This window comes from Rosenbergiella epipactidis (assembly GCF_018494055.1).
Classification (GTDB): Bacteria; Pseudomonadota; Gammaproteobacteria; order Enterobacterales; family Enterobacteriaceae; genus Rosenbergiella; species Rosenbergiella epipactidis.
The window spans coordinates 413646-437761 of record NZ_JABBFQ010000003.1 but is presented as its reverse complement, the minus strand read 5'-3'; the positions used below and the strand labels follow the sequence as shown (position 1 = coordinate 437761).

Genomic DNA, 24116 nt, shown 5'->3' with positions numbered 1-24116 from the left:
AATTATGTTCACTATCGAAGCACAAGTCCGTACAGAGCAGGGTAAGGGTGCGAGCCGCCGTCTGCGTTTAGCTAACAAATTCCCAGCCATCGTTTATGGCGGAAATGAAGCTGCTACATCTGTAGTTTTAGATCACGATTTCGTTAACAACCTGCAAACCAAGCCAGAATTCTACACTGACGTTCTGACTCTGGTTATCGACGGTAAAGAAACTAAAGTCAAAGTTCAGGCTGTTCAACGTCACCCGTTCAAGCCAAAACTGCACCACATCGACTTCGTTCGCGCGTAATTGCTGAAGCCGAAATAAAAAACGCCGCTTTCGCGGCGTTTTTTTTACTCTTCTTTTAATCGACGCTGTAATTGATCGCGCAGATTAGGGGGCGTCCCTTTAATCGTCAGCGTATCGGTCGTGGGATCCCAGAAAATACGTTCGTTAAGTAATAACGCATCGAAATTCATCGTTAATCCCCCCCCACTCCCTGAAAATTTGGTCAACTGACGTAATGTCGAGCGATCCGCAGGAAAACTCTCTTCAAATTCGTAGCCTTGCTGCTCGGTGAAACCGACAAAGCTTTGCTCATTCACTTCTGGTAACTGATGTGACAGTTCAGTAATGGTGATCTCGTCACCTGATTTTAATTGGTCACTGCAATATTGATGAACCTGTTGGCGATACTCCTGACGAGATTGTTTATCGAGGCTCACCTCTTCACAGTAGTCATCCACCGCCTGCAATAATGTTCTGTTTTGCGCCTTAGCATCCAATCCTTGGCTCGCACCTAAGAAATCCATAAAGAAATCGGAAACTTTACGCCCTACTCGACCTCGTAGGAAAGTCAGGTAACGCGTTGAATCGGGTTGAGTTTCCCATTCAGTTAAATCGATTCGCGCCACGATATCGGCGTGATTAATATCGAGATAATGGGTCATACTAATTTCTAATGCCTCATTAACACGCATGCTTGATTGACTGTTTAGAACAGAAATCAATAGGTATTCAACCGCCAAATATCGGTATTGGGCAAAGAGAACAATGCCGCCTTCAGCAAAAGGATATTTAGCTAGCTCGTCCCGTAAGCGACCGGTAGCCGCGCGAGTGAAAGCGAGGAAGTCTTGTTGGCCACCGCGACATTCGCGTAACGTATCGCGCAATTCACTCTCTTCATTAAACAAGCCATAAGCTTTATTCTTCGCGCTATAAACACGGTGTAACTCTTCCAACATCACTTCAACTTCGTGGGTTGGCGACAATAATGAATCACGTAAAATAAGCGATAACTCGTCCTCATCACGCTTAATTAGCTGATGAACCACAATCTGGTCAATATCCAGACTCATAGATAACTCCCTAAACGAATGATGCACTATTGAATCACGCAGGTCTCGACCTGACAATGAGATTTGCTAAGCTTAAGATGGGAATTTCGTTCATCAGCGCTTGGCGAGTAGATAAACTGACACAGTTTTCAGCATTTACTGAGTAAATCCTGATGAAAAATTGCAGATATAAACCCTGTTTTACAGTAGAATAGCTACTTTTTACAATGATATTAGTTGATACTATGCCACAGTTATCTCGTTATAGTGATTCCCGCGTCGAGAAGCTTCTCGATGAGCTTTCTAAAGTCCTTGAAATGGATAAGGCCCCTACCGATCTCTCGTTGATGGTGCTCGGTAATATGGTGACGAATTTAATTAATTCCAGTGTTTCACCTGCTCAGCGCCATGCGTTGGCTCGCTCCTTCGCTGCGGCTCTCGAAGCCTCAGTCAGCGAAGATTCGGCTCACTAATCATTAAAACGACGTTTATGGCCAATCACCAACCACAGTATCGCGAAAAAGTTTCCAGCATGATTAGCTGGGGGCATTGGTTTGCCCTATTTAATATTTTGTTGGCCTTGGTGCTTGGCAGTCGTTACCTATTGATCAACGATTGGCCAGCGTCGCTCGCTGGTCGTATTTATGCCTATTGCAGTTGGTTAGGTCATTTCAGCTTTATCGTCTTCGCCCTCTACCTGCTGATACTCTTCCCCATTACCTTTTTTATTCGATCGCAGCGACTCTTAAGTGTCATTGCCTCGATTATTGCTACCTGCGGGTTAACCTTGCTATTGATTGATGGCGCGGTATTCCAACGTTTCCATCTCCATTTAAACCCTATCGTTTGGCAATTGGTAATCAATCCCGAACAGAGCGAACTGACGCGTGATTGGCAATTGATGTTTATTGCCGCCCCGATTATTTTCTTAGCCGAACTCCTGTTCGCGACATGGAGCTGGCAGAAGCTCCGTAGCCTTAATCGTCACCACTATGCTCGGCCTTTTGTCGTGCTGTTTATCGCAACCTTTTTCGCCAGTCACATTATGTACATCTGGGCAGATGCGAATTTTTATCGCCCGATTACCATGCAGAAAAGTAATTTACCGCTCTCTTACCCTATGACTGCACGGCGTTTCTTAGAGAAGCATGGTCTACTCGACTCAGAAGATTACCAACGTCGTCTGATTCAACAAGGCGAACCGGATGCGCTGTCGCTGGCATACCCCTTAAATGAGATCACCGTTGCGCCAAAAGCCTCAGGTTATAATTTACTGGTTATCACCATCGATAATTTAAGCAGTCAAGCCGTCAGCAAGGCCTACCCTACGCTGGGTAATTTTGCGCAGCAGAATATTAATTTCACTCAGCATTACAGTTCCGGGCCGAGTAGCGAGAATGGACTATTCGGACTCTTTTATGGCATTTCCTCAACCTATTTAGAAGGAGTCCTCGCCTCGAGAACACCTTCAAGCTTGCTGACAACGCTGGCTAATCGCCACTATCAATTTGGTTTGTTCTCAACCGATGGATTCAAGCAGCCTTTTTATCGCCAAGCCCTGTTAACCGACTACACCATTCCGTTACAGCATCGTCAGTCCGATAGCCAAACGGTTGAGCAATGGCATAATTGGTATAGCCAACAACAAAACACGACACAACCTTGGTTCTCGTGGGTGTCACTGCAAGGGGCCGCGACAAGCAATGCGACTGAGGGTCAACGTAGCCAAACCTATCAGCAAAACTCCGCGACGACTGATCAACAGCTTGCTGCTATCTTAAATGAGCTTGAACAGTCTCACGCCTTGAACAATACCGTTGTAGTGATTACCGGCGCCCATGGGCTGTCGCTAACACCTGGCGGCACATCAGAAAGTCGCCGTAGCGTATTGCATGTGCCACTGGTGATCCATTGGCCGAATACCCCTGCGCAGTCGATTGATTATCTCACTGACCATCAGGATATTATGGCGACCATTATGCAGCGTCTGTTAAATGTGACGACGCCTAGTTATGACTATACCCAAGGACGCGATCTCTTCACCGCGCAAGGACGCAATAATTGGGTCACCAGCAGTGAGGATAATCATCTGATTATTACCACGCCCACACGCTCTATTGTGTTGAATACCAATGGTCAGTACAGCAGCTATGATGTGAAAGGTCGCCGATTACATGATGAGACGCCTGAGCTAGGATTACTGCTGCAAGTACTGACCGAAGAGAAGCGTTTTATCGCAAATTGATTATTAATAAACCAGTCAGATCAGTGACATATTGATTTTCTCTAAAACTGCGGTACTATTATTTGAGTCGTCGGCACGTAGCGCAGCCTGGTAGCGCACTGTCATGGGGTGTCAGGGGTCGGAGGTTCAAATCCTCTCGTGCCGACCAAAAATCCCAAAGAAAAGCAGCCACTTACGGCTGCTTTTTTTATGGCTGTGATTTACCAAGGGTAAAAAGATGGTAAAAGTCTGGTAAAAGTACTACCTCAATCGAGACTTTTAACCATAAAAGTCACCACGCCTAACACTCTGGCATCATCAAGATCGTTACCCTCAATAATGCCATCGTTAGTTTTGAATTTCCCATACCCCACTTCGGCAAACATCAGCTTACCGTTTACATCGAGCAAAACAGTTCTGCCCTTCGTCACCTTATAGCCCGGCTCGGCCACAGCCCATCCTTCATCGGTCGGAATAACGATGGAAGATTGATTAATGTGCATGAGTGAATTAGGTGTAAGTCGTGCTTCAACGTAATCTATTGCGGGGGATGGGAAGGCCATGGCTACCTCTCTACAATATGGAATATTCTAATTGTAGTAGATGGACTAGTATTAAGATTTAAGTCGCCTGAGAATTACTTTTTTCTAACGTTTCAACTTTAGCCGTTAACTCCTGAACGGCCATCGTTAGTTTGGCAATCATTGCAACCTGGTCAAGCTGATAAGCATCAGGGTCATTTGGATCGCTCTCAATGTCATAATCATCAGGCAGCCCCTTCCCCGTCACACAAGCTGGAGAGACAGCAACTAAATCATTAGCTACAAAACCAAGCTTATTGTCGGATTCCGGGATTATTCCTCTTTCCTTATATTTAAAGGTGGCCGGCTTCCATTGGTTAACTTCTTCTAGTGCACTCGGTATCGCTTCGGCCCCCAAATATTCAATATTTTTCTTTAACCCTTTATCTGAGTTAGCATTTAATGCCATTGTTCCAATGTTTGTTGTGTCTATCCAGACTTGTAGAGCACCTCCTGTCCAAAAATAATTGAATGAATTTGACCCAGACGCACCTCCTCTTCCTGCCACACATCTGTAACCGTGGACAGCAAAGGCTGGCCCACCATCAAAAATAAGATAGCCACCAGCATAACGGATGCTAGTTTGAGAAGAGCTTCCGAAATATAAAGAATTCAAAATTCTAAAATTTCCGTTTAGCGTAAGAAGACCAGTAGCATCGTTTATTAATCTTACGTTAAAGTCACTAGAGTCATTATTATAGTGAAAATCGATAAACGGTGTATTACCCAGCATTTCTATGCCGAGGGTTTGTAGTGCCCCAGTCAATGTTCCACCGCTTAAACTCAACTTCCCTTTCAACCCCTTTTCTAAATCCACATTGGAAGCTTTATCTTTCAGTGAGTTTTCCAACGACAACCAAGATGGCCCCGTGTACTGGCTTCCATCTGGAACGTTAACTGTCACATTTCCCGATCCAGTCAAAATCTGCTGCCAGTTTGCCTTGTCGTAATTAAGTCCTCTTATAGCCTGCGCAGTTCTTGCTCCTAGTTCTGCGGTAATGGCAGTGTATGCACCGCGATCGATTAATGAGAATGACTGCCCTGATACTTTGCTGCCTTGATAATTAGCTGTAAGGGTAATCGAGGTATCACTGTTAATTGCGCCTATCACAAAGGTGTAAGGAACATTGCCGATATTGGTTACAAGCGCCCCGCCCACCTGTGCTTCTGTGGTGAATTTAGTGCCTGAGCCAGTGACTGTAAGTGAGTTTGCGTTAAGCGATATAGTGCCAGTTGCTGCCATATGTGGCTCCTGAATTTAGGTAATAAAAAACCCGCCGAAGCGGGTTAGTTGTCATATGCTTGGGCGAAAAATCACCCACCTATTTGTGCTGAATCATAACTAGATATCGCCCTGAACGAGATTGGGTTGTATGTCTTGGGGAGGTGAGCAACGTTAGCAATCATCAACTGTGTCCTTGAGCTTCTAAGATAAGTGTTATTCTGATTGCCAACGCCACCGCTACTAATCCTAAAGGGAACTACAGAGACTTGAACATTACTTCCATTCACCCATCCAGTCTCGGTGTAATATACATAACTAGTTGAAGCGTAGGTTCTTGGGTTTGGTATTGATAAAGCCAAATCTCCTGTGGCTTTAGTTGAGATATTGGTAACGTTTGACTCCCCAGAAATTGTGCCCCAGTTTGGAAAGCCCGTCTCCATCCATATCACATCCCTTAAATCCATTAGAGGCCAATTAGAGTCAAATGTTAAGGTGTTTTTCTCATCCCTTATACGCATACCATAGTCACCAGTAGTTGGATTATTCCACCTATCGAAGATATAGTACTGAAGGCCAGTGATAGAAAGATTTGACCATTTAAATATCAGCCAATGGTCTTTATGGCTTCTATCTTGTATGCCGCCAAGTGAAGTGACTCCAACTCGACTTGTCGAGTTAATTGGCTTGAAGAATATAATAGGTGAATTGAATCCTTCTGTTGCCGGTCTAGCTACAGATATCGTCCCTCTTACGTCCCCACCTGGGTTAACAACCCCCGAGTCAAAATTGGTAAAATTTGCATCAGTTATCTGTCCTGACGACCTCAATGTAAAAGGAATATCTACCCCTATACCCGCTATTTTATAGCCCTTAGAGTTATAAATATTCGCTCCATAATTAGCCATTATAAACTCCATAAACCGCAATAAGGTCTGAGGTTGAATCATTCAACTCATCAATACACGACAGATTTTCCCAACGCCATGTGAGTGAGATAGAGTTGCCATTGAATACCACATCCGGTGACCATTGTGTGCTTGTTACTGAGGCGGGTAGGAAAAAAATGTATGGCGTTCCATTGCCAAAATTTAGTCCACTTATCAAGCCAGAAAATTTATAGGGTATGTTGCCTGTATTATTAGACTGTGGCTTCCAGAAGGAGCCACTCGAGACTCCAGTCATGAAATTTACAGTTTCTGATAACTGAAAGGCACCTAGAACCTGCGAGAGAACACTTTCAGTTTCACAAGTAACTGCCCCATTAGCATCCCTGAACCTAAATCCGTAATCTGCCATTATGAAAGCTTCCCTATTTCAACCCTGAGTAAATTATTGCTATCAGTAACCGTGAGGTTATTTTCATCCTTACTCAGACGCCAACCACCACTCGAACCATACGAAATAGATTGTAAGTAACTCCCTATTTTCCCTGAGGTGATCGTGCCGTCGGCAATGAATGCCTGATTGATAAAGACTTGGCCATTCTGTATTGCAAAGGGTGAGTAAGTTTTCCCTCCCGCTTGGCTCATTACAGCAACCCTATCCGCAAGGAATAATACTTGCGAACTTACCCCACCGTCACCGGCAACTTGCACACCGATAGACATACCGGCAGAGTAATAAGTCCCTTTATAGGTCACGCCAGCATTAACGCTAAATACCGCTGAACCCGTGCCGTCTGTAGAGAATTGCGTCGTGGCTTTCTGAGAGATTGCCGCGGTATTTTCGCCAACAGTTGCCTGTATTTGGTCAAACTTCTGCGCATAAGCGTGGTCATTATCGGCGATAGTGGTTTTCACCGAGATAATGTCAGCGCGGTTCTGTCCATTCACGACCATTTGATGATCGACAATCGCGTTATTATCGAGCGCATTCTGTAGAATACCTTCAACGTTAGTGTCAATCTTGGCGACTAACTGCTTGCCTGCCTCGCTTTGAAGCACTTGGTTGGTAATGTCGCCGAGTATTTCAGAGGCATCGATACTCGATTGACCTTCAACGAACGCCGTCCAGTCTCCCTTGTTGCCAATTTTGTCGATTATCCTAGCCCGGTACCAGCGGCGCACACCTGCTGGCATGGGGCCATGCTGATAATTACTCCCCGGATAAGGAACCAGCGTGAGAAGTTGAGGGTTTTGTCCATCGGGCGTGGTGGCGACCTGCAATTCAGTGTACGCAGTATCACCCGAGCCATCAGGGAAGGCCCATGTTAGGTCGATATTCCACACCACGTCATCCGTAGCGAGCAGGTTAACAGGTGTGCCTGGCTTTCCGACTTTGCCTGATAACGTTACACCCTGAGCATACCCCCATGGCGAGGATACATCAGCGGCGTTGATGGCCCTCACCCGTACATCATAAACGCCAGCATAAATCCCCTGTACAGAGAAACCTTGCGCGCTGGTCAAGCCAACATTCACCCAGTCGCCGTTATCTTTGCGCCACTGTGCGGTGTAGTTTATTGCCCCGTCTACCTTATCCCATGCCGCTTGCAGTGTTGCTACCGTGACACCTTGGGCGATATGGTCAACTTCAGTGACCACGATATTTTGTGGCGCACTCATCACACTGGTTGGTGTAACCGTCACGGGTGCCGGTTGGATTTTCACCCCGTCATCAATGTAGCGGAATTTGTTCGGGTCATACTGAACAGCGGCAACGGTAAAGGTTCCGTCGTCATTATCCGTAATCGAGGTTACCCGAAATTGTTGAGCCGCTAGGTTGTCACTATCGATAATCCACACCGCCCCGGGAACAGGGTCAGTTTTGTAGGCTGTGTTAACGGTGATGGTCTTCTTATCTGCCGCGATGCTGGCAATGGTGCGAGTCTGCGAAGTGCCGTCAGGTAAGTTAAGGATAAGCCTGTCACCTGCCGTGAAATCAACCTCTCTATCTAGTGTGATAGCAAGGCCATTAACTGCTGAGATTCTCCCACCGTTTTGTTTTCCTGCCCGGTAAGGGTCAGCAACGCCGATAATTGAAGTCGGTAGTGGGATATGCCCATCTAACCCGACACTAAATGAAACGGTGGCATCTTTCGAGTTGGAGAGTAGCGCCCAACGACCGCGCCGATGTGCCTCGCTCTGGGATGTACAGCCGATAGCCGTTAAGCTCATTTGCTGCACGCCGTAACGCTCAACTAAATCGGAGTCGTAGACTGCCTCGATAGTGTCAGAGTAATGATTGGCTGGGTCAGAATAGCTTACCTGACAGGAAGTATTGCGGTTCTTGTATGAGCCGCCGGCATAGCTAAACATCCCATCGACGACATTTGCTGCGGTGTAAGTCCACTCCAAATCATCGACCGGCACGTCGGCATTGACGATTACTTGTGAGTTGCCCCAAAAGGTAATGCCACGAAAGATAGCTGCAAAATCTTGCATCACAGTAAAAGCTTCTTCCTGTGATTGCACATAAGCATTACAGGTAAAGCGAGGCTCGGTCCCGCCCGCGCCATTTGATACCATATCATCACAGTAGACCGCGATTTGATACAAGCCCCATTTATCAATCATGGAAGCATCGACACGGTTACCCATGCCGTAAATCTTATCGAGAATCAGGTCATAGAATACCCACGCAGGGTTATTGCTATAAGCCAGCTTAAAATTACCGGACCAGCTACCAGAATAAGTCCGTGTTACCGGGTCATAGTTATCCGGTACGCGGATTAACTTACCTTTCATCTTCACCGTGACTTTCGGCGCGCCGTTGGTAAACTGCTCTGAATTAACCTCAATAAAAAGTAAGGAGGTATTCGGGTAACGCAGCTTGCTGTCGATGACCTCAGCGAAAGAGAAAATCTTAAAGGCATTGACCAGCTTAGTATCGGTAGAGTCAGCCGTGATGCGTCTTACACGAATAGCCGAAGACTTAGCGCCACTTACTAAATCGATGCGGTGGTCACGCTGATACTCGGAAGTCGTTTTACCGTCAAATTTTCCCTGTACAACAGTTTTATAACTACCGCCATCGGTAGATAGGTCAATTGCGTACTCGGTGACGGTACCCACTATATCGCCATTATCTTTGTATTGATATTGCGCTGGAACACTGAGTTTAATGCGGACCGCGTCTAGCGATGTATCGGTGAATTGCCGAGTCCACGGATTCGTGGTAGTAATTGTTTGCCCGGCTGATAACTCGTTATCAATCTCTGGCATACCTTGGATATATTCTTGGTCTTGTGTGCCGCGTCGAAACTCCCACTTTACCCCAGTGAAATTATACGACCCATCATCATTGGCCAGCGGCGTGTCGTTGAGGTAGATTTGCTGCGCGGTGACCGTGCCCTCGACTTCCCCCTCGCACACCGCGAGCAACATTTTAAGCTTGGCTTCAGACAATAAGTTATCAGCCTGCTCAACAGGCGTATGGGCTTTTGCAGCACCGCCCTTGCGGCCTTGAATCGGGTAATCTTGAATAAATGCCATGTTTCACCCATAAAAAAAGGCCACCAAACTGACCTGATTGAATTCGTTAAGTTATTGCTGGTCGCTGGAGAATATCCCGGCACTAATCACCGCCCCGCCGACCTCTCGCTCACCGTACAGCACCGGAACCGGATAGCCCATTGCCACCGTATTCACCGGCGCACCAAAGGCATAGTTTGGTTTATTGTCCGCACTGGAAGACGACCCGACGCTCATTTTTGGCTGCGGTGTTAGCATCTGGACGACACCGCCGAGCGACATCGATATTCCGATACCGGCTAATGCAGTGGCTGCGGTACCTGCACCGGCAGCAGTTAAGCCGATAGCAGGGATTCCCGCTGCGGGAATTAACAATGCAGCACCAATAACAGCCGCACCGATAACCACTTGCAGTAACCCGCCACTTTTCGCGCCTCGGGGAACAGGCTGCATGGTGTAGGTATTTTCAGAGCGAGTCAGGTCGAAACCTTCTAGTCCAACATTGCTCTTGCCAGAGAAAAAGGCGAAGTGAACACCATCATGATGCGCGGTAGCCAGGTATTTTTTAAATCCCTTCACCTGGGAGCACATCGCCCGGATCATCTCGTTTAAATCAGCAACGTTGAATTGATGAGTCTTACCGAATTTCTTAGCCGCTTGGCCTTTAAGGATAAGGGTTTTTAGCATTAGGAATGTCCTTGTGTCGAACGATGCGCACGGTACGGTCACGGAAGTATTGACCGTAGGGAACGCGCGTTGAGAGATTGCCGAAGTTGTGATGAAGAATTAGGTTGTCCCCGAGGTAAATCGCCGCATGGTTGGTCACTGGCGCGCCGATTTGCATCATTATCATGTCGCCGGGCTGCGGGGTCTGCACCTCGATAAATCCCTCATCGCGCCAGTTATCTTCGTAACGGTTTTCTTTGCCACCTACCCACCATTCATAGGGTACCGACCAGTTGCGTAGCTCTATCCCATACTCTCGCTTGTGGTAGTCCATAATTATCGACCAGCAATCAGCGTGACCGAGCACCCAAGGACGACCAACATAATCACGGTCAGTGCGCGGTGAGAATGTGCAGAAATCCCCATCAGGCCACGACATAATGCCCCACTCAAGGCCAGAGTAATCGCACTGAATTCTGTCCATTTCTGAGGGGATAAGTACCGGTACATCCGGGTGAGAATGGACAATCATAATCACCTCGCCCTCTTGTTCGGCTGACCGGTAATCACACTCACGCATCACAAAGGTATTCAGAGGGTCGTCGGCATCATTGTGGCAAGGGATATAGGTTTGCTTATTACCCTTCTGGATAATCACGCCACAGGCTTCTTTCGGGTATTCAGCGATAACGTGCTGGCGTATTGCCTCGAGCAATTTCTCACGCATGATTATTTCCCCTGTAAGTTGGCCCCCGGAAAACCACCAAATGGAAGAGGTGAGCTTTCGCCGATTCTACGTTTGCAATCATCCATCAGCCCCCCGCAGACATCCTTTGACGGGTCATCAGTAGGCGTTCCATCCTTAGTAAAATATTTACTCCCCGCATAATCACAACCCGTCCCTGAGCGATACCAGCCGCGCATACACCAGGTACAAATGGGGGTTATTTGGCGAGTTGGAAGTTGCAAGGATTGCAGATTAAACGGTGAGCACAGCTCGAATTCTACTTGGGCACGAGTTTCCGAGGTTTTAGCGTTGATATAGAAAATCCGCTCTCGCTCTTCATTGGGATTAGCGTCTGGATTACCTTGCTTCCAGTTAGCTGCATCTAGATACCTTTTAAAGGTGTAATGAACTTTGACCTTGGCCTTCACCATGTCATCGTATTGCAGACAGAGCGCCGTCACGTAGTTCATCACGTTCCCGACCGATAAGGTGGGTGTGGGCTGTGAGCCTTCACTCGATACATCTACACCTTCTAGCTTATACGGATGCGGGTCGTACTCATTACCCTGCCAGATAATCGACGGCAGGTTTTCGGCTGCAAAAGACTGCCAACCCTCTTCGGAAATATTGTAGGCATGGAATCGAAGGACCTTATCTATGCCAAACTCAGTGCCGTCCACTTCAATGAGCTGGACAAGCGAACCGGGTTCTAATTGCTGTAAGTCTGCTGTGAATGACATATTTCTCCCATAAAAAAAACCGCCCGAAGGCGGCATCTAAGATAATTTCAAAATTAATTGATATAGATCAAAAACACATTCATAAGAAAATATTATGTTTATCTACCAAAATTGATTACATGCAAAAAATGACTACTACTCTATCTCCTATTTCCTGCAGTAAATGTAATGGTTTTAGATTCAACACTAATGGAAAAGTTATTACGGAAGCGTATTTTTTAGCCAACTTACCAACTTGCCATCAGTGTGGTTATAAAATGACAAGAGAGCAAATAACTCATAAATTTAAGGAAGTCAGAAATAGAGCCCACCGGATTAAATACCAATAAAACATCACTAAGGCGCAAAGGCCTGTTCAAATGTGAATGATAGTTCTACATACTGCCCGGTAACGAAATTAGGTGTAATGGAATCAGCTTTAACTCGATACATCTTGGTTTCGCCCCACGGGTTCTTCCAATTGAAAGATGATGCACAATGTGATGTGAGAAAATCCCTCACTTTTTGCATATCTGCCAGCGGCCCCTTACTCGTCAGGTTCCACGTTTCGGCAACTGAGTTAATGCCAACTCCGCTAACCTGCTTATAGCCATCGTCGAACTGTGCCGAGTTAACCTTCACCGGCACCGTTCCTGTCGCGCCTATTTGGACGCAATAACTGAATGTATCCATTACCGCCCCTTAATGGCTCGCCAGAGTGGAGTTCCTTGCCTATTGGCTTGGTCGTTGATTGTGTTGATTACTGCGGCCTGTATTTGCTTACCAATTCCTTGGCCGTCAGTAGCTGAACCACTAGAAGTTTTGCCGCTACTATCGACATTGACTGTGATGTTCCCAACACTTGCTACACCACTGCTTCCTGACAGCTGGCTAACAGCTTTAGGTGTTACCGCCGATCCATTGACATAGCCCCCATCAGAATAACCACGCATCATCTTGTAAAGGTTGTCCACACCGATTCTGCTGGTAGCCTCCTTGGTGAAAACGAACTCCCCTTTATGGACAATACCAGCTGGATCGTACTTACCACCATCACCTGTAAAGCCCCCGCTATCATATCCTGTGTAACTTGTCGGTAAGCCTAATGCGCCAGATCCGCTAATGGCCGTCCCCGCGCTTGGAGTTAGACCGCTACCAAAGAAACTACCAACGATTCCAGCTAGAGCCTTTTGCATAGCTATACGGGATAGGTCGCTGAGAACAGACTTGGTGAAGTCCTTAAAACTGGCTTTGCCCGTCAGCGCAAAGTTAGTCAGTGCGTCAGCCATTCCGCTGAAAGTGCTTTGTGCGAGACTGCCCATCTGCTGATAAAGATTGTTGGCTGAATCCACTGAGTTTTGAAGCCCATCCATAAATCCTGCCGACCAATCATTATTGAGCTGGTCAATCTTGTCATAGTAGTCCTGCTGGTCAGTCAATCGCTGATTTAATGCGTCACTAAGCGCTGCAGTTTCTTTATCGTAGACATCCTTATTGCCATCATCACTATATTGACGATTTAACTCTAACTGCTGATTATTGAAGTCCTGTCGGATAGATGCCATTTGTTTAAGTCTATCCCTAGCCTTATCACCAGCGCCCGCACCGATTAAATCAGCATTAAGAGTGTCCCGATTGTTCTGATTTCCTTGCTGTAAGGTCGCAACGTAAGCCGCCACCTTGGCGTTATCCTCATTAGCCTTTTTCACTGAGTTAAGGCGGTCAACTTCTTGGGCTAATGATTCTAGGCGTTTTTTCTGCAGGTCATTTAGTCCAGCCAGCTTGCCAGTTGACAAGTCAAAGGCTAGCTTTTGCTGCTCTGTAACATTGGCTGACTTTTTTCCCGTAGTATCAATGAGCGCGATTTGCTTTAGGTAGGCTTGTTCAGTGCTGGCGAAGGAGTTGTCTAGCTTTAATGCTGCGTGGTCGACTTTAGGCTTAGGTGGTTTCTTATTTTGATTACTATCCCCTTTATTCAATGCGTATGGGTTATCGGCAGATGTTATGCCCATGTCATTGAGCATTGATTGAAGACCTTTTGCTGCACTCGCCGCTTGGTTAGCATTTTTTATTTTACTTGGTAGAGCATTTAGAAAATCGAGTCTGCTTTTAAGCCTTGTCGCCTCATCAGAACCACCATCGCCAGTTGAATCAAGAAACTGAATTCTCTGGGAGACTTGGCCTTTATCAGTATCGTCAATTTTACCGGACAGTGCTGCCGATCTTTGACCTGTCAGTTGGGCTATGTTTCCTAACCCAGCTGCGACCTTTGACACAAAGTTAGCTAAATCTAAAGCCCCGCTAACTAAATTAGACATCCCTTGCAATGTGGCAGGGTTGGTTAATACATTTTGAATGTTATTAAGTGATTCGGTGATTGGTGATAGATCTATTTGCCCAAGCGCGACAACAAATCTAATTTTAAACCCATCAATACTATCTCCCCAATCTTGGAAAACCTTATTTACTGCGACAAGTTTATCAATGTCTGCATCATCAGGAGCAATGCCTAAGTCTGTAGCTTTGCTTTTTAATTCATCTAGGCCTTTGGCTCCATCATTTAATAATGGCATGAGTTTAGTTAGGTCATTGCCTAAGCTCTCATAGATATTTGTCTTTTGAGCAACATTCATCCCGTCCATGGCTTTAGCTATAGCAAGTAGCGCCTTATCTGGGCTTAGGCTTTGAAGTTTTTTAGCGGATAGGCCTAACGTATCAAGTGCTTGGGCTGCCTCACCTGATTTATTTAAAACTGCGTCTCCGATTTTATCGTTTAGATCTTTGAATATATCAGCGATGTTATCGCCAGATAGCCCCGCCTTTTCTGCTGCATACTGCCATTGTATAAGGGCAGATGTCGATATGCCCAAAGACTTAGCCCAACGATCTGTTTCTGTAACGTGCTCCGATGTCGATTTTATTAGCGAGATAGTTCCCGCTGAGACTGCTGACACAGCCGCCCCAATAGCTGTACCCACTATGGCGGCGTCTTTCGATATTTTCTTTTGCCAAGCATCAGATGCTCTTTCGGCCTTGTCCATCCCCCTGACAAACCCACCGACCTCAGCGATTAAGTCTATTGTCAGCGTACCTAATGATTTGCCAGCCATTTATTTACTCCAATAAAAAACCCGCCGGAGCGGGTTAGAATTTACAAGTCATCTGTATCTCATCACGGCTTTGGGGATCTAGTTGATTGAGGAATATTGGTGATAACTCCTCATGCTTAATCCCTAAAAATGGAATGTAGTAAAGTGTTTTAGCCCTAACTAATATTGCGAATTTTTGGTAACCTTCATACGCGCCAAACCCATTTTTACCATTCACCTCTCCGCAGACAAATCCTTCTTTCTCAAGATAGCCAGAAGATTTAGTGACAAAATGAATACCTCGAAACTCGGCACTATCAGGGTCTTTTAATGATGATTCAACTGTGTTCTGGCCTTGCCTTTTAAGTTGGCTATCAAGAGGCTTGCAACCAGCGCATAGGAAAGCTATAGCAATAAATACAAAAATTCTTTTCATTATCTTTAGCCTTTGTTTATAGGATAATAAATCCTAACGACTAATAAATTACAAATAAAGAAAGATTATATTTTATTGCCACAGCTTCTTAGCTTCTTCTAGAGTTAGCTCTTCTTTTTCTGAATTACTAGCAAGGTGCGGAGAAAAATCAGTAACAGTAAAAGGCTGGCTATTTGGCCCTCTATTTACGTTGGCAATAACCGATGATACCAACGCGGCGCCCCATTCTGTTCGCATCATTGGATTAAGCCCACCGTATTTCTGTCGATACAACAGCCAGAGCTGATACTCTGGCACGGTCATTCTTTCTTGAGCCTCTGCGATGGTGCGACCCCCGATACCGTTAAGGACTAATTCGCACCATATTTCTTCTTCAGCAGTTAGCTCTTTGTCTTTCCCAAGTCATTAACTTCATGGATGGCAATTAATAGAGCAACTGTCAGATTACCATCCAACGCGCCACGATCTGGATCGGCTTCACCCGTAATATCTTCAGCAGTGAATACTGGATGACCATTTTCATCACAAATTGCCGCGGCGATACGACCCGCCACATTATCAATTTTTCCATTGCTTGAAAGAATGTCTGATTTCGCTGAATGGTAGCCTAGAGGCCGGATATAGACCGTTGCAGAAATTTCTTTATCACCTTGCTTCCAAGTGATCTCTTTCTCTACTGGACGACCAGTAAACGCGCCTGTTTCTTTCAAGCTATCGAGAGTAAGCTTCATTTTGGGTTCTCTGAATTAGCCCGGCGAACCGGGCGATGTTTAGTGGCCAGCTTCTTCTGTTGCTGCGGCAGCTTTAGGTACCCAAACACTAGCGCCTGAGCGTTGAATTGTCGCGGTAGTCGTTACGACTGCATTGGCTTGGAAGTCAAAAGGGAAGTCGCTAACATAGCCTTGGAACACAAACCAAGTACGGGTATTAGGTAATGAAAGGCCATCAACCACCCCCTCAGCTCCCGCCGTTCCGATCGTGGGAGCGGCAGTGCCATCTGACCAACCCACTGCAAACGTCAATAATGTTTCATCATCTGACTCGGCTAATTGGTGAAGGTTAATATGGCTGGTATTGGTAGGATCTGCGTTTAAACCTACAGAGGCTTGAGCTGGAGTTCTGAGACCTTTTTTATAGGTTCTTGAACTACGCTCATTCAAACAAGTATCTTCAATTTGGTCTGCTGAGTTTCCTCCAGGTGTGAATGAGGTAATACATTCAACTTCAGATACTTTCTTTCCATCAAAAATATATAACTGCGTCCCCTGAGTTACTATGGACATAAGGTTTTCTCCAATAAAAAACCCGCCGCAGCGGGTTATATACGAGTAAAATTGAATTAACGATGAGCAAGCCAGTCAACATCGAATGAGTAACGATACTTCTTAGTTTCACTATCCATAGTTTGCTGGCCCCACCGAACGACGTACGCGACACTTTCAAGTGCATCGCGGATTGCGCTGGCCACGGCCAAAACTTCAGAGTCGCTATTAGCATAAACATCGATCTGGATACTAAAGCGGTCAATATCAGGACGATTGCCTAGATAGTTCTCAGGCTCTCCACCCACGTTCTGCCACACTACGTAGGGGTAAACCACGTTGTCATAGTGCTGGCCAAAGGGATAGAGCCTGACTGGTGAGGTCCCTACTAGCTGCTTAACCGTTGCGTCTTTACTGCAGACCGCAAATATTGGCGCAATCATGGGTCAACTCCCTTTTTCTGTGCTCGTTTAATCGCGCGATCGATACCTTTTTCATACTCGGTGGTAAAGGTTGAAATAACCTCATTAACACTCGATTCGATTGCCGGACGCATAATGGGCTGAGCTTTCATTTTCTCGGTACCAAACTCAAGTAATCGCCAGTGCGGAGTGGGGGCGTTCATCCCCTTATCAGGATGACTTTTTAGAACCGCACCGTGCAACACGCCAACTCTGAAACCAAGGTTGCCAGTACGCTTAAATAATCTACCGTTCCAGCGCAAAGCGATGTTATCGGCAATGCTACGCCCAGTGTGAGGATCATCGACACGTAACGCATTACTTCTTGCTTTGGCAGCAATAACGTTAGCGGCCTTACGCAGTGCAGCTCTTCCGCTTTTTCTTCTCAGATCATCCGATATCTCACTGAGCTTGCCCTTTAGCGCTGCAAGCCCCTCGATTTTAAGTTGAACGCCGTCAGCCATCACTTACCCCCTCTTTTATCGCCAAAGTGAGGTATTCAATACCGCTTTCAGGATCAGGAAGTACACCAATAATGTCGTAAACTTTACCGCGATAAACAATACGGTCTTTATTGGTGATATCGGGACGATAACGAAGCGTGATACGCCCTGTTACTTCGCTCTGCTCTGATTGTGCAGCAATAAACTCACGCACGGAGGATGGGACCACTTCAGCCCAGAGTTTAGCGACTGTACTAAACCCTCTAGTGACAGCTCCCGTTTCAGGATTTTGATTCTCAATAAATCGTTGTAGCTCGACGCGGTGACGAAGTTTTCCAGCGTTCATCTACCGACCTCCTAAGAGCCTTGGTCCATGAAAATAGTCTTGTTGCGCTGCATCAGAAGTGGCTTTTCTGATCTGAGCAACTTGCTCTTCTTTCGGCTGACCGTTCAAGTAAACCTGAACACGATTCGGTTCGTCTTCCGCTACGTCAGAATCATCGATTAACAGGCCTATTAGTTGCTGATTAGATTCAGCCAATGCCAGTATTGCCTTTGTCTGAGCTTGCTGGGCTTTCGTCTGTTCGTTTATCGCTAGAATTAGCGCTTCGACCATGGAGTCGTTCATTAGCTAACCTCATCATTTCTTTAACCCACACGCGACGGCGCTCGCACCCTGCACAAGCCATGATAACTACCTATAGAGGAATAAATCGGTAAGGCGACAATAACGAAAAGAATCCCTCTGGGAGCTGCTGAGCTTCTCGGTTTTCATACCAAAATCCCACCGCTAGAAGTAATGCCAACTTAATGGAACCGGTGATTATTAACCCATCCGGATCGCCCTCTGGGATATCTTCTTCGTAGAGCCCACGGTTAAGATAATTTTGGGCTCTATCGACTGCGGCTTCAATATAATCACTAATTAACGTCGACTCGGCGTCATCATCAATACGGCAGTGCAGCAGAACCTCTTCAACTGTCGGCGACATAATTCTCCTTATGCCCGCGAATTGCGGGCATAAAAAAACCGCTTACGCGGCATCTTTTCGTTTTCGTAAATTAGCCACCCGCAGCAGGCTTACCGACTAAGGCTTTAATAGCCGCCGCATCTTCTAATACGCAGTCGAAACGGTGGAAAGCCAAGAATGCGGTTTGGTCGTATTCAGCGTAACGCTCAACTAGACGCTTCAACGTCATATAGGTCACGCGGCGTAGGATGAAACGATTGAAATCACCACAGAAGATAAACTTCTTACCTGCACCGATACTATCGATCGCCTGGTCAACAACGTAGGGAATATTCAGAACAGTTGCAGGCGTTCCACCGGCGATACTAGGTAACCAGAGCGGACGACCCTGACCATCTTCCATTTCTTCGATTAGCTCGAGTGTTGAGTCGTTGAATGCCCAGCGTGATTGAGGCCCACCACGGTATGCCGGATCAATTGCATGTTTTAGCGCATTCATCTCTTTCCAAGTGAATGCCGTGGCAGACGCAGCCCCCACCGTGCCAGTCACTGAGGCCACTAACCCTTTAGGCTGTTGTGGTGTGCCGGTGCCAGTCCCCTGGACTAAATACTTAGCCTCACCGCGACCAATACGCTGCGCGATACGTGCCGCCAAGAATGCTTCGATATCAACACCGCTATCTTGCAATAGCTCGTTCGACACGCGAATGATCTTGGAAGATAGCTTTTTCGCCCCGAGATTCGCGGTACCGAAAGTAATATCTTCTTCTGACGCCGTGCTGTTCTCGCCCAGTAACTCACCTTCTTCAGTGGTACCGTCAGAGGTTGCCCACTCAATTGGTTGACCATTAGCAGTGCTCAGGATTTGGGCAACACTTGCGATCCCACCGTAAGCTTTCATCGCTTCCACGATTGCATTACGCATTTGCGTGGGGACGGTATATCCGCCTTTTTCATCGGGTGATGTCCCTTGCGCGCGCAGTTCGCGTAAAGCTTGCTTTTCTTCCGCTGACATCTCACCTAAACCGTGACGTAAAAAGCGGTCAAAAGCATGGGCGCGTCGCTCCTGAGACTGAGTTTCGGGAGTTTGTTGCTGCTGGCGTTGTTCTTGCTCTTTTTCGTCAATATGATGCTGATCTAAACGACGAAGTTCTTCCTCACGGTTAATACGCTGATCAAGTCCGTCAAGTTCAGTCTTTGCATCCTTCCACTGCTTACGATGTTCTTCCGACCAGGCACCTTCGCCGATATTGTCGTGTAAAGAACGCATCTGTTTGGCGATGGTGTTACGTTTTTCTTTCATTTCGTGCAATTTCATAAGGGTTCCTTACGCATTAAGAAGAGTCAGAAGACGCTCGCGCGCCATTTTTTCATTGATAGCTTTCTGTAGTGCGCCACTATCACGCGCCTCCTGCCAGGCTTTCATTGACCGAACCGTTGATTCGGCTTCCTGATAAGCGGGATACGTCACCGGACTGACATCGTAAAGACGTGAAATCTGGTTAATTTCGCGAATAATGATCCCTTCATCATCCTCGTACCAATCGTCACCATTACGGGTCACACTAAAGGCAAAGGACGACTGAGTGATGTCACCGCGCTGCATCGGCGATAACACAAGATCACGAATGGTTTGGGTATCAGGTGGGTTAATGTCGTACTTCAGTCCCCGATCATCGACGCTTATTACTAACGTTCCCGAAGCGCTGCGCCCGAGAATAAAGTTGGGGTCGTGATTGAATAATGCCCGAACATCGTCATTTAAGACGCTATCAAAAGCACCGGGCTTGATGATTTCTCTAAACCCCCACATCGGCTCTGATCGACTATTGAAAATAGAACCATACCCTTGAATCTTGGTCGGTGAGTCAGTGGGCTGCTCCGCCCGCACCTCTCCGGAGTAACAGCGGACTTCACGCTCACTCATTGTTATCTTCCTCATTGGTTGGAGTGTTGCTTATCGGTTTTGAGGCATTGACGCTTACCAGCATTTCATCAAGACCAGTAACCGGGTTCATGTCCTCAAAGGCGCGAGCTTCATTACGACTCATCCAGCCATCGGTAATGGCGTAGTGATAGAACTGTGCACGCTCTTGAGGTGTTCCACGAAGGAGGCCAGCAAGATTGAATCGAACGTAATACCCTGCCGCAAGTTCTGAGCGGGTAAACAGCCGTCGGTTAAGCTCCTGCTCCCAGTTGGTCACCCAAGGCATAATGGTGTAACGAACGAACTGAATAGCCTGCTGCGTGATATTGCTAAAGGTTGCACTCTCAAGATCATTAATCATGTGTGCCGGTACATTGAATATCCCAGCAATCATCGAGCGATTAAGCTTCATCATATCGATAAGTTGCGCATCGACAGGCGATACGGTGAGAGATTTGTAGTCGAGTTCAGCGGGTAACAGCATCGTTTTGTTTTCTTGGCTACGAAGTGCGGCACTCGCCTTCTGCCACATATTTTTAAGCCGTGCCCAGCTATCATTGTTTAGCTCTTGCTTAACCGACACGATCCCCGCCGGTCTAGCATTCCCACCAAAAAAACTTGAAGTGTATTTCTGTCCACTCATCCCCATGCCGATCGTTTCCGCATGCTGCAAAACAGGACTAAGGCCCATCTTTTGGTTATTGCCTAGTGCACGAATATGGATCATGTCATCAGGGCTAACTGCGAATGAGCCCTCTCGGTTGTATACGCCGTAGGTATATCGATTCCCTGTTTGTAGCAGCGTCGTTTCCCATGGCATACAAGCGTCGAGCTCTATGACTTGACCGCGTCTGTCCCTCTTCACCCAGGTATAGCCGTTTCCCCAACCCAAAATATGACGCTGTTTGAGCTCTCGCCACTTGTAGCTGGTTTGCCATACGTTCGGTTCATCGTGAATGAGGTAAAACACGGGGTGATCTCGCGCTGGCTCGACAGTGTTATTACTACGCCGCATAACATGCAGTGGCATCTGTGCAATATTCGATGCGATCACATAAATACAGGAATAGACCGCGGCCAATTTCATTGACGTTTCTGGGCTAACATAGACGTCTTGACCGAAAATACCGTCTAAATCGGCAGCTTCTGAGGTGATCGGCACCGAGGGGTTTTCTATCGATTCCGAACGGAACATGGCATCAAACAACATTTCGCTTTCTCCAGGCAGTTAATACCGCGCCGATTAGCAGTAATGCGCCTGAATACATGAGTGCATTGGCGACACCAAAGCGCATCCACACGCCAGAGGTCGTCAGGCAAATACCTAACAGACCAAATATATCGGTAATGAGTGTTTTCATAGGAATAAAAGGTCATCGTCAGGGTCTAAACCGGAAAGGAAATCACTCTGCTCATTGAGCATAGCGCGCCCAATAGTCATGATCAGCGCAACCGCTCCATCAATCTTATTTTCGTTTTGCTCTTTAATTGGCCGGACCACATCATCATTACCCGGCAGATATTTACCGACCACGTTGCCGATACACCATGTCATGATCGGGTTACCGTCGTGATGAAAACGTCCGGATGCGATTGCAGCCTCCAACTCCTTCATCGGGTCCGACATATTGGTGTAGTTTTGAATGATAGTGATCGGCGTCAAGCCTTCATCGGCAAGCTCATGTGAAATACCCGTCGCCCCGAATGGGTCAATGGGAGATTCGGTCACTGGGTTAAGCTTGTTAGCCGCCTTAGCTTCTTCCAGGATGTAGCGGTAATCAATTTCAGCGCCATCCGTAACAGTAAGCAGGCCCATCTCGACCCACTTTTGAAACCTCTCAGCCGTTCGGCGATCATCGTTACTTTCCACCCCATAGACGGTTTCGTATGGCACCCAAAACTTTGGGGCGACGCAGTAATAATGACGCTTACCATCAATTTCACGCGTAAATAGGCGAGCCATGCTGTTCATATCCAATTTTCTGGCCATATCGAATGCCAAAACGCATGACTGACCTTCAAACAGTTCTAATGAGAGCGTTTTATCTTCACAGTTCTGCCAGTTAATGAGGTTATAAAAAGCCGCTTTCGCCGAAACCCAGATGTTGAGGTGTTTAGTTTTGAAGATTGAGGCAAGTCGAGGGTTGTTTTTGGCTCGCTGTTGTTGGCTCTGTAAAAATTCTCGATAAACCGACACGCCGATATTGGGATTGGCTTTCTCTAACACCTGATGATCTGTCCAATCGTCGCCCTCATCAACGGTATAAATAATGCCAAATAGCTCATCATTCGGCACCGTACCATTGAGCATTTCTATAACTTCACGACGTTTGTCATAACAAGGCCCTTCAATGTTATAACCGGCAGTAGTGATCGCCCACATAAGAGGCTGGCGCCGCGCGCCCATACCCGTGAGCATCGTGGTGTACAGCGAGTCAGACTGATGTTCATGGTACTCATCAACAATCGCGCAGTGCGGTGAAGAGCCATCACCAGGATTCCCGATCAGCGGTTCAAACCGAGCGCCATCTTCTGGACGGTTCATATTTGAGGCGTTAACCTCGATCCCGAACGCTTCAACCAGCAATGGAGTTCGCTTACACATCAATCTTGCGGGTCGAAATACCTCCCACGCTTGCTTTTCAGTCGTCGCACCGGAATAAACTTCGGCACCGAATTCGTTGTCGCAAGTGAAGCAAAATAGCGCTACCCCCGCGGATATTGCCGACTTCCCATTTTTACGCGGGATCTCGGTATAAACCTCCCTGAATCGCCGTAGTTTTGTCCCTTTATGTACCCAACCAAACGCGCAGCAGATAATGAATAGCTGCCAAGGCTCTAGAGTTATTGGCATTCTTTTATATGCCCACTCACCTTTAGTGTGAGGCATTAACTGAATAAACTTTGCAGCTTTTTCCGCGAGATCTTTGTCAAAGCGATATCGGGATTTCTTACCCTTTTCTTCTCCCAAATCATCGATGTGACGTTGGCAGGATTGGATAACAAACCGACATGCCGGGATTTTTCCTTTTACGACGTCACGGGCATATTGATTCGCCGCGTTTACGTTGGGATAAGATTTTCGGCTCATGAGTTAATCATCTTCATAAAAGGATTGTCCGACTTCCCTTTTCCCGCCAAGCCGATTAGCCGCGAACGAGCACTCGGATCTAAACCTAGCATCGACCCGGTCGTGCTCAATTCTGATGAGTGCTCTTTCATGGCGGTTAGTTGCGGGTTCTTCACGGGGCCGCCGGTGGCTCCAGTCACCACATGACCTTGTTTGGCCACTTGCACTACTGCCCGGCGCCAAAACTCATAAGCGACGCACCACCGCTCAAGAACGGAAAGATCCGTCACACAGAGCAGGCCTTGTCCGCAGAGCTCTTTAGTTGTCATTTGCCACATTACTGTGGCGAGTGGGAGGTCTACTTCGATAAACCACTCGGGAACATCGACGCCTTTGAGTGGTGAGAAAACAGGTTCGTCTTTATTAAGGGCTCTTTTGCCCGGGTTGCCCGCTAATTCCTTACGTGCTGTAGGTTTCGGGCGCCGCCCAGAACGGCCCGCCGATCCAGCCATAAGCTCTCCGGATTTATTTTGATTTTTCGCGGGTGTAAAAAAACGATTGAGGGCGCGGTCCTAAAGGCGATCGC

28 protein-coding genes and 1 tRNA gene are annotated in these 24116 nt (G+C 46.9%); 4 read left to right on the top strand and 25 right to left on the bottom strand.

Annotation, left to right across the window (positions count from 1 at the left end; translation table 11 throughout):
* The first annotated feature begins 4 nt into the window (after positions 1 to 4).
* A complete protein-coding gene (gene rplY / locus HGT71_RS07745; protein WP_048912283.1) occupies positions 5 to 289 on the top strand; it encodes a 50S ribosomal protein L25 in 285 nt (94 codons plus the stop codon).
* A 44-nt stretch (positions 290 to 333) separates the two neighbouring features.
* On the opposite strand, the gene yejK is transcribed toward rplY, so the two are convergent.
* The gene (yejK, locus tag HGT71_RS07740; RefSeq protein WP_214217265.1) at positions 334 to 1338 is read right to left on the bottom strand and encodes a nucleoid-associated protein YejK; all 1005 of its coding nucleotides are present in this window, start codon (positions 1336 to 1338) and stop codon (positions 334 to 336) included.
* A 224-nt stretch (positions 1339 to 1562) separates the two neighbouring features.
* On the opposite strand from yejK, the gene HGT71_RS07735 reads away from it, so the two are divergent.
* The 3 genes from HGT71_RS07735 to HGT71_RS07725 all read left to right on the top strand — a co-directional run bounded on the left by HGT71_RS07735 (position 1563) and on the right by HGT71_RS07725 (position 3710).
* Positions 1563 to 1790 carry a YejL family protein gene (locus tag HGT71_RS07735; protein ID WP_048912285.1) on the top strand — a complete coding sequence of 76 codons (228 nt, stop codon included), beginning with the start codon at positions 1563 to 1565 and terminating at the stop codon, positions 1788 to 1790.
* A gap of 17 nt (positions 1791 to 1807) precedes the next feature.
* Positions 1808 to 3562: an LPS biosynthesis-modulating metalloenzyme YejM gene (gene yejM, locus HGT71_RS07730; RefSeq protein WP_214217264.1), complete on the top strand. Its 1755-nt coding sequence runs from the start codon at positions 1808 to 1810 to the stop codon at positions 3560 to 3562.
* Positions 3563 to 3633: 71 nt separating this feature from the next.
* A tRNA-Pro gene (locus HGT71_RS07725) sits at positions 3634 to 3710 on the top strand.
* Between the two features lie 97 nt (positions 3711 to 3807).
* Here the strand turns inward: HGT71_RS07725 and HGT71_RS07720 are convergent.
* The 24 genes from HGT71_RS07720 to HGT71_RS07605 form a co-directional block, all read right to left on the bottom strand.
* On the bottom strand, positions 3808 to 4104 hold the full coding sequence (locus HGT71_RS07720; protein ID WP_214217263.1) for a hypothetical protein: 297 nt from the start codon (positions 4102 to 4104) through the stop codon (positions 3808 to 3810).
* Between the two features lie 58 nt (positions 4105 to 4162).
* Entirely contained in the window at positions 4163 to 5365 is a 1203-nt protein-coding gene (locus tag HGT71_RS07715; protein ID WP_214217262.1) for a tail fiber domain-containing protein, read from the bottom strand.
* A gap of 71 nt (positions 5366 to 5436) precedes the next feature.
* Positions 5437 to 6252 (bottom strand): hypothetical protein, encoded by an 816-nt coding sequence (locus HGT71_RS07710; RefSeq protein ID WP_214217261.1) that lies wholly within the window; start codon positions 6250 to 6252, stop codon positions 5437 to 5439.
* A gap of 390 nt (positions 6253 to 6642) precedes the next feature.
* Positions 6643 to 9780, bottom strand: a complete 3138-nt coding sequence (locus HGT71_RS07705; RefSeq protein ID WP_214217260.1) for a TipJ family phage tail tip protein — start codon at positions 9778 to 9780, stop codon at positions 6643 to 6645.
* A gap of 51 nt (positions 9781 to 9831) precedes the next feature.
* Entirely contained in the window at positions 9832 to 10446 is a 615-nt protein-coding gene (locus HGT71_RS07700) for a tail assembly protein (protein WP_214217259.1), read from the bottom strand.
* Positions 10424 to 11152, bottom strand: a complete 729-nt coding sequence (locus HGT71_RS07695; protein WP_214217258.1) for a C40 family peptidase — start codon at positions 11150 to 11152, stop codon at positions 10424 to 10426. Before HGT71_RS07695 ends, HGT71_RS07700 begins: the two co-directional genes overlap by 23 nt.
* 2 nt (positions 11153 to 11154) lie before the next feature.
* Positions 11155 to 11892: a phage minor tail protein L gene (locus HGT71_RS07690; RefSeq protein ID WP_214217257.1), complete on the bottom strand. Its 738-nt coding sequence runs from the start codon at positions 11890 to 11892 to the stop codon at positions 11155 to 11157.
* 336 nt (positions 11893 to 12228) lie between these two features.
* Positions 12229 to 12564, bottom strand: a complete 336-nt coding sequence (locus HGT71_RS07685) for a phage tail protein (RefSeq protein ID WP_214217256.1) — start codon at positions 12562 to 12564, stop codon at positions 12229 to 12231.
* Entirely contained in the window at positions 12564 to 14981 is a 2418-nt protein-coding gene (locus tag HGT71_RS07680; RefSeq protein WP_214217255.1) for a phage tail tape measure protein, read from the bottom strand. The genes HGT71_RS07685 and HGT71_RS07680 overlap by 1 nt, the downstream gene beginning before the upstream one ends.
* A 34-nt stretch (positions 14982 to 15015) precedes the next feature.
* Positions 15016 to 15396: a hypothetical protein gene (locus tag HGT71_RS07675; RefSeq protein ID WP_214217254.1), complete on the bottom strand. Its 381-nt coding sequence runs from the start codon at positions 15394 to 15396 to the stop codon at positions 15016 to 15018.
* A gap of 72 nt (positions 15397 to 15468) precedes the next feature.
* The gene (locus tag HGT71_RS07670; protein ID WP_214217253.1) at positions 15469 to 15699 is read right to left on the bottom strand and encodes a phage tail assembly protein T; all 231 of its coding nucleotides are present in this window, start codon (positions 15697 to 15699) and stop codon (positions 15469 to 15471) included.
* 77 nt (positions 15700 to 15776) lie between these two features.
* Positions 15777 to 16127 (bottom strand): phage tail assembly chaperone family protein, TAC, encoded by a 351-nt coding sequence (locus HGT71_RS07665; RefSeq protein ID WP_214217252.1) that lies wholly within the window; start codon positions 16125 to 16127, stop codon positions 15777 to 15779.
* Between the two features lie 39 nt (positions 16128 to 16166).
* A complete protein-coding gene (locus HGT71_RS07660) occupies positions 16167 to 16679 on the bottom strand; it encodes a phage tail tube protein (protein ID WP_214217251.1) in 513 nt (170 codons plus the stop codon).
* A 56-nt stretch (positions 16680 to 16735) separates the two neighbouring features.
* A complete protein-coding gene (locus HGT71_RS07655) occupies positions 16736 to 17101 on the bottom strand; it encodes a DUF3168 domain-containing protein (RefSeq protein ID WP_214217250.1) in 366 nt (121 codons plus the stop codon).
* Positions 17098 to 17583, bottom strand: a complete 486-nt coding sequence (locus HGT71_RS07650; protein WP_214217249.1) for an HK97-gp10 family putative phage morphogenesis protein — start codon at positions 17581 to 17583, stop codon at positions 17098 to 17100. The genes HGT71_RS07655 and HGT71_RS07650 overlap by 4 nt, the downstream gene beginning before the upstream one ends.
* Positions 17576 to 17908, bottom strand: a complete 333-nt coding sequence (locus HGT71_RS07645) for a phage head closure protein (protein WP_214217248.1) — start codon at positions 17906 to 17908, stop codon at positions 17576 to 17578. The genes HGT71_RS07650 and HGT71_RS07645 overlap by 8 nt, the downstream gene beginning before the upstream one ends.
* Entirely contained in the window at positions 17909 to 18190 is a 282-nt protein-coding gene (locus tag HGT71_RS07640; RefSeq protein WP_214217247.1) for a hypothetical protein, read from the bottom strand.
* Between the two features lie 70 nt (positions 18191 to 18260).
* Positions 18261 to 18554 carry a head-tail connector protein gene (locus tag HGT71_RS07635; protein WP_214217246.1) on the bottom strand — a complete coding sequence of 98 codons (294 nt, stop codon included), beginning with the start codon at positions 18552 to 18554 and terminating at the stop codon, positions 18261 to 18263.
* A 70-nt stretch (positions 18555 to 18624) separates the two neighbouring features.
* A complete protein-coding gene (locus HGT71_RS07630; protein WP_214217245.1) occupies positions 18625 to 19851 on the bottom strand; it encodes a phage major capsid protein in 1227 nt (408 codons plus the stop codon).
* A 9-nt stretch (positions 19852 to 19860) separates the two neighbouring features.
* Entirely contained in the window at positions 19861 to 20460 is a 600-nt protein-coding gene (locus tag HGT71_RS07625; RefSeq protein ID WP_214217244.1) for an HK97 family phage prohead protease, read from the bottom strand.
* Positions 20453 to 21670, bottom strand: coding sequence for a phage portal protein (locus tag HGT71_RS07620; RefSeq protein ID WP_214217243.1), 1218 nt, complete (start codon positions 21668 to 21670; stop codon positions 20453 to 20455). Before HGT71_RS07620 ends, HGT71_RS07625 begins: the two co-directional genes overlap by 8 nt.
* A complete protein-coding gene (locus tag HGT71_RS07615; protein ID WP_214217242.1) occupies positions 21660 to 21821 on the bottom strand; it encodes a hypothetical protein in 162 nt (53 codons plus the stop codon). The genes HGT71_RS07620 and HGT71_RS07615 overlap by 11 nt, the downstream gene beginning before the upstream one ends.
* Positions 21818 to 23551, bottom strand: coding sequence for a terminase large subunit (locus HGT71_RS07610; protein ID WP_214217241.1), 1734 nt, complete (start codon positions 23549 to 23551; stop codon positions 21818 to 21820). The genes HGT71_RS07615 and HGT71_RS07610 overlap by 4 nt, the downstream gene beginning before the upstream one ends.
* Positions 23548 to 24042, bottom strand: a complete 495-nt coding sequence (locus HGT71_RS07605; protein ID WP_048913323.1) for a phage terminase small subunit P27 family — start codon at positions 24040 to 24042, stop codon at positions 23548 to 23550. The genes HGT71_RS07610 and HGT71_RS07605 overlap by 4 nt, the downstream gene beginning before the upstream one ends.
* Positions 24043 to 24116 lie beyond the last annotated feature (74 nt).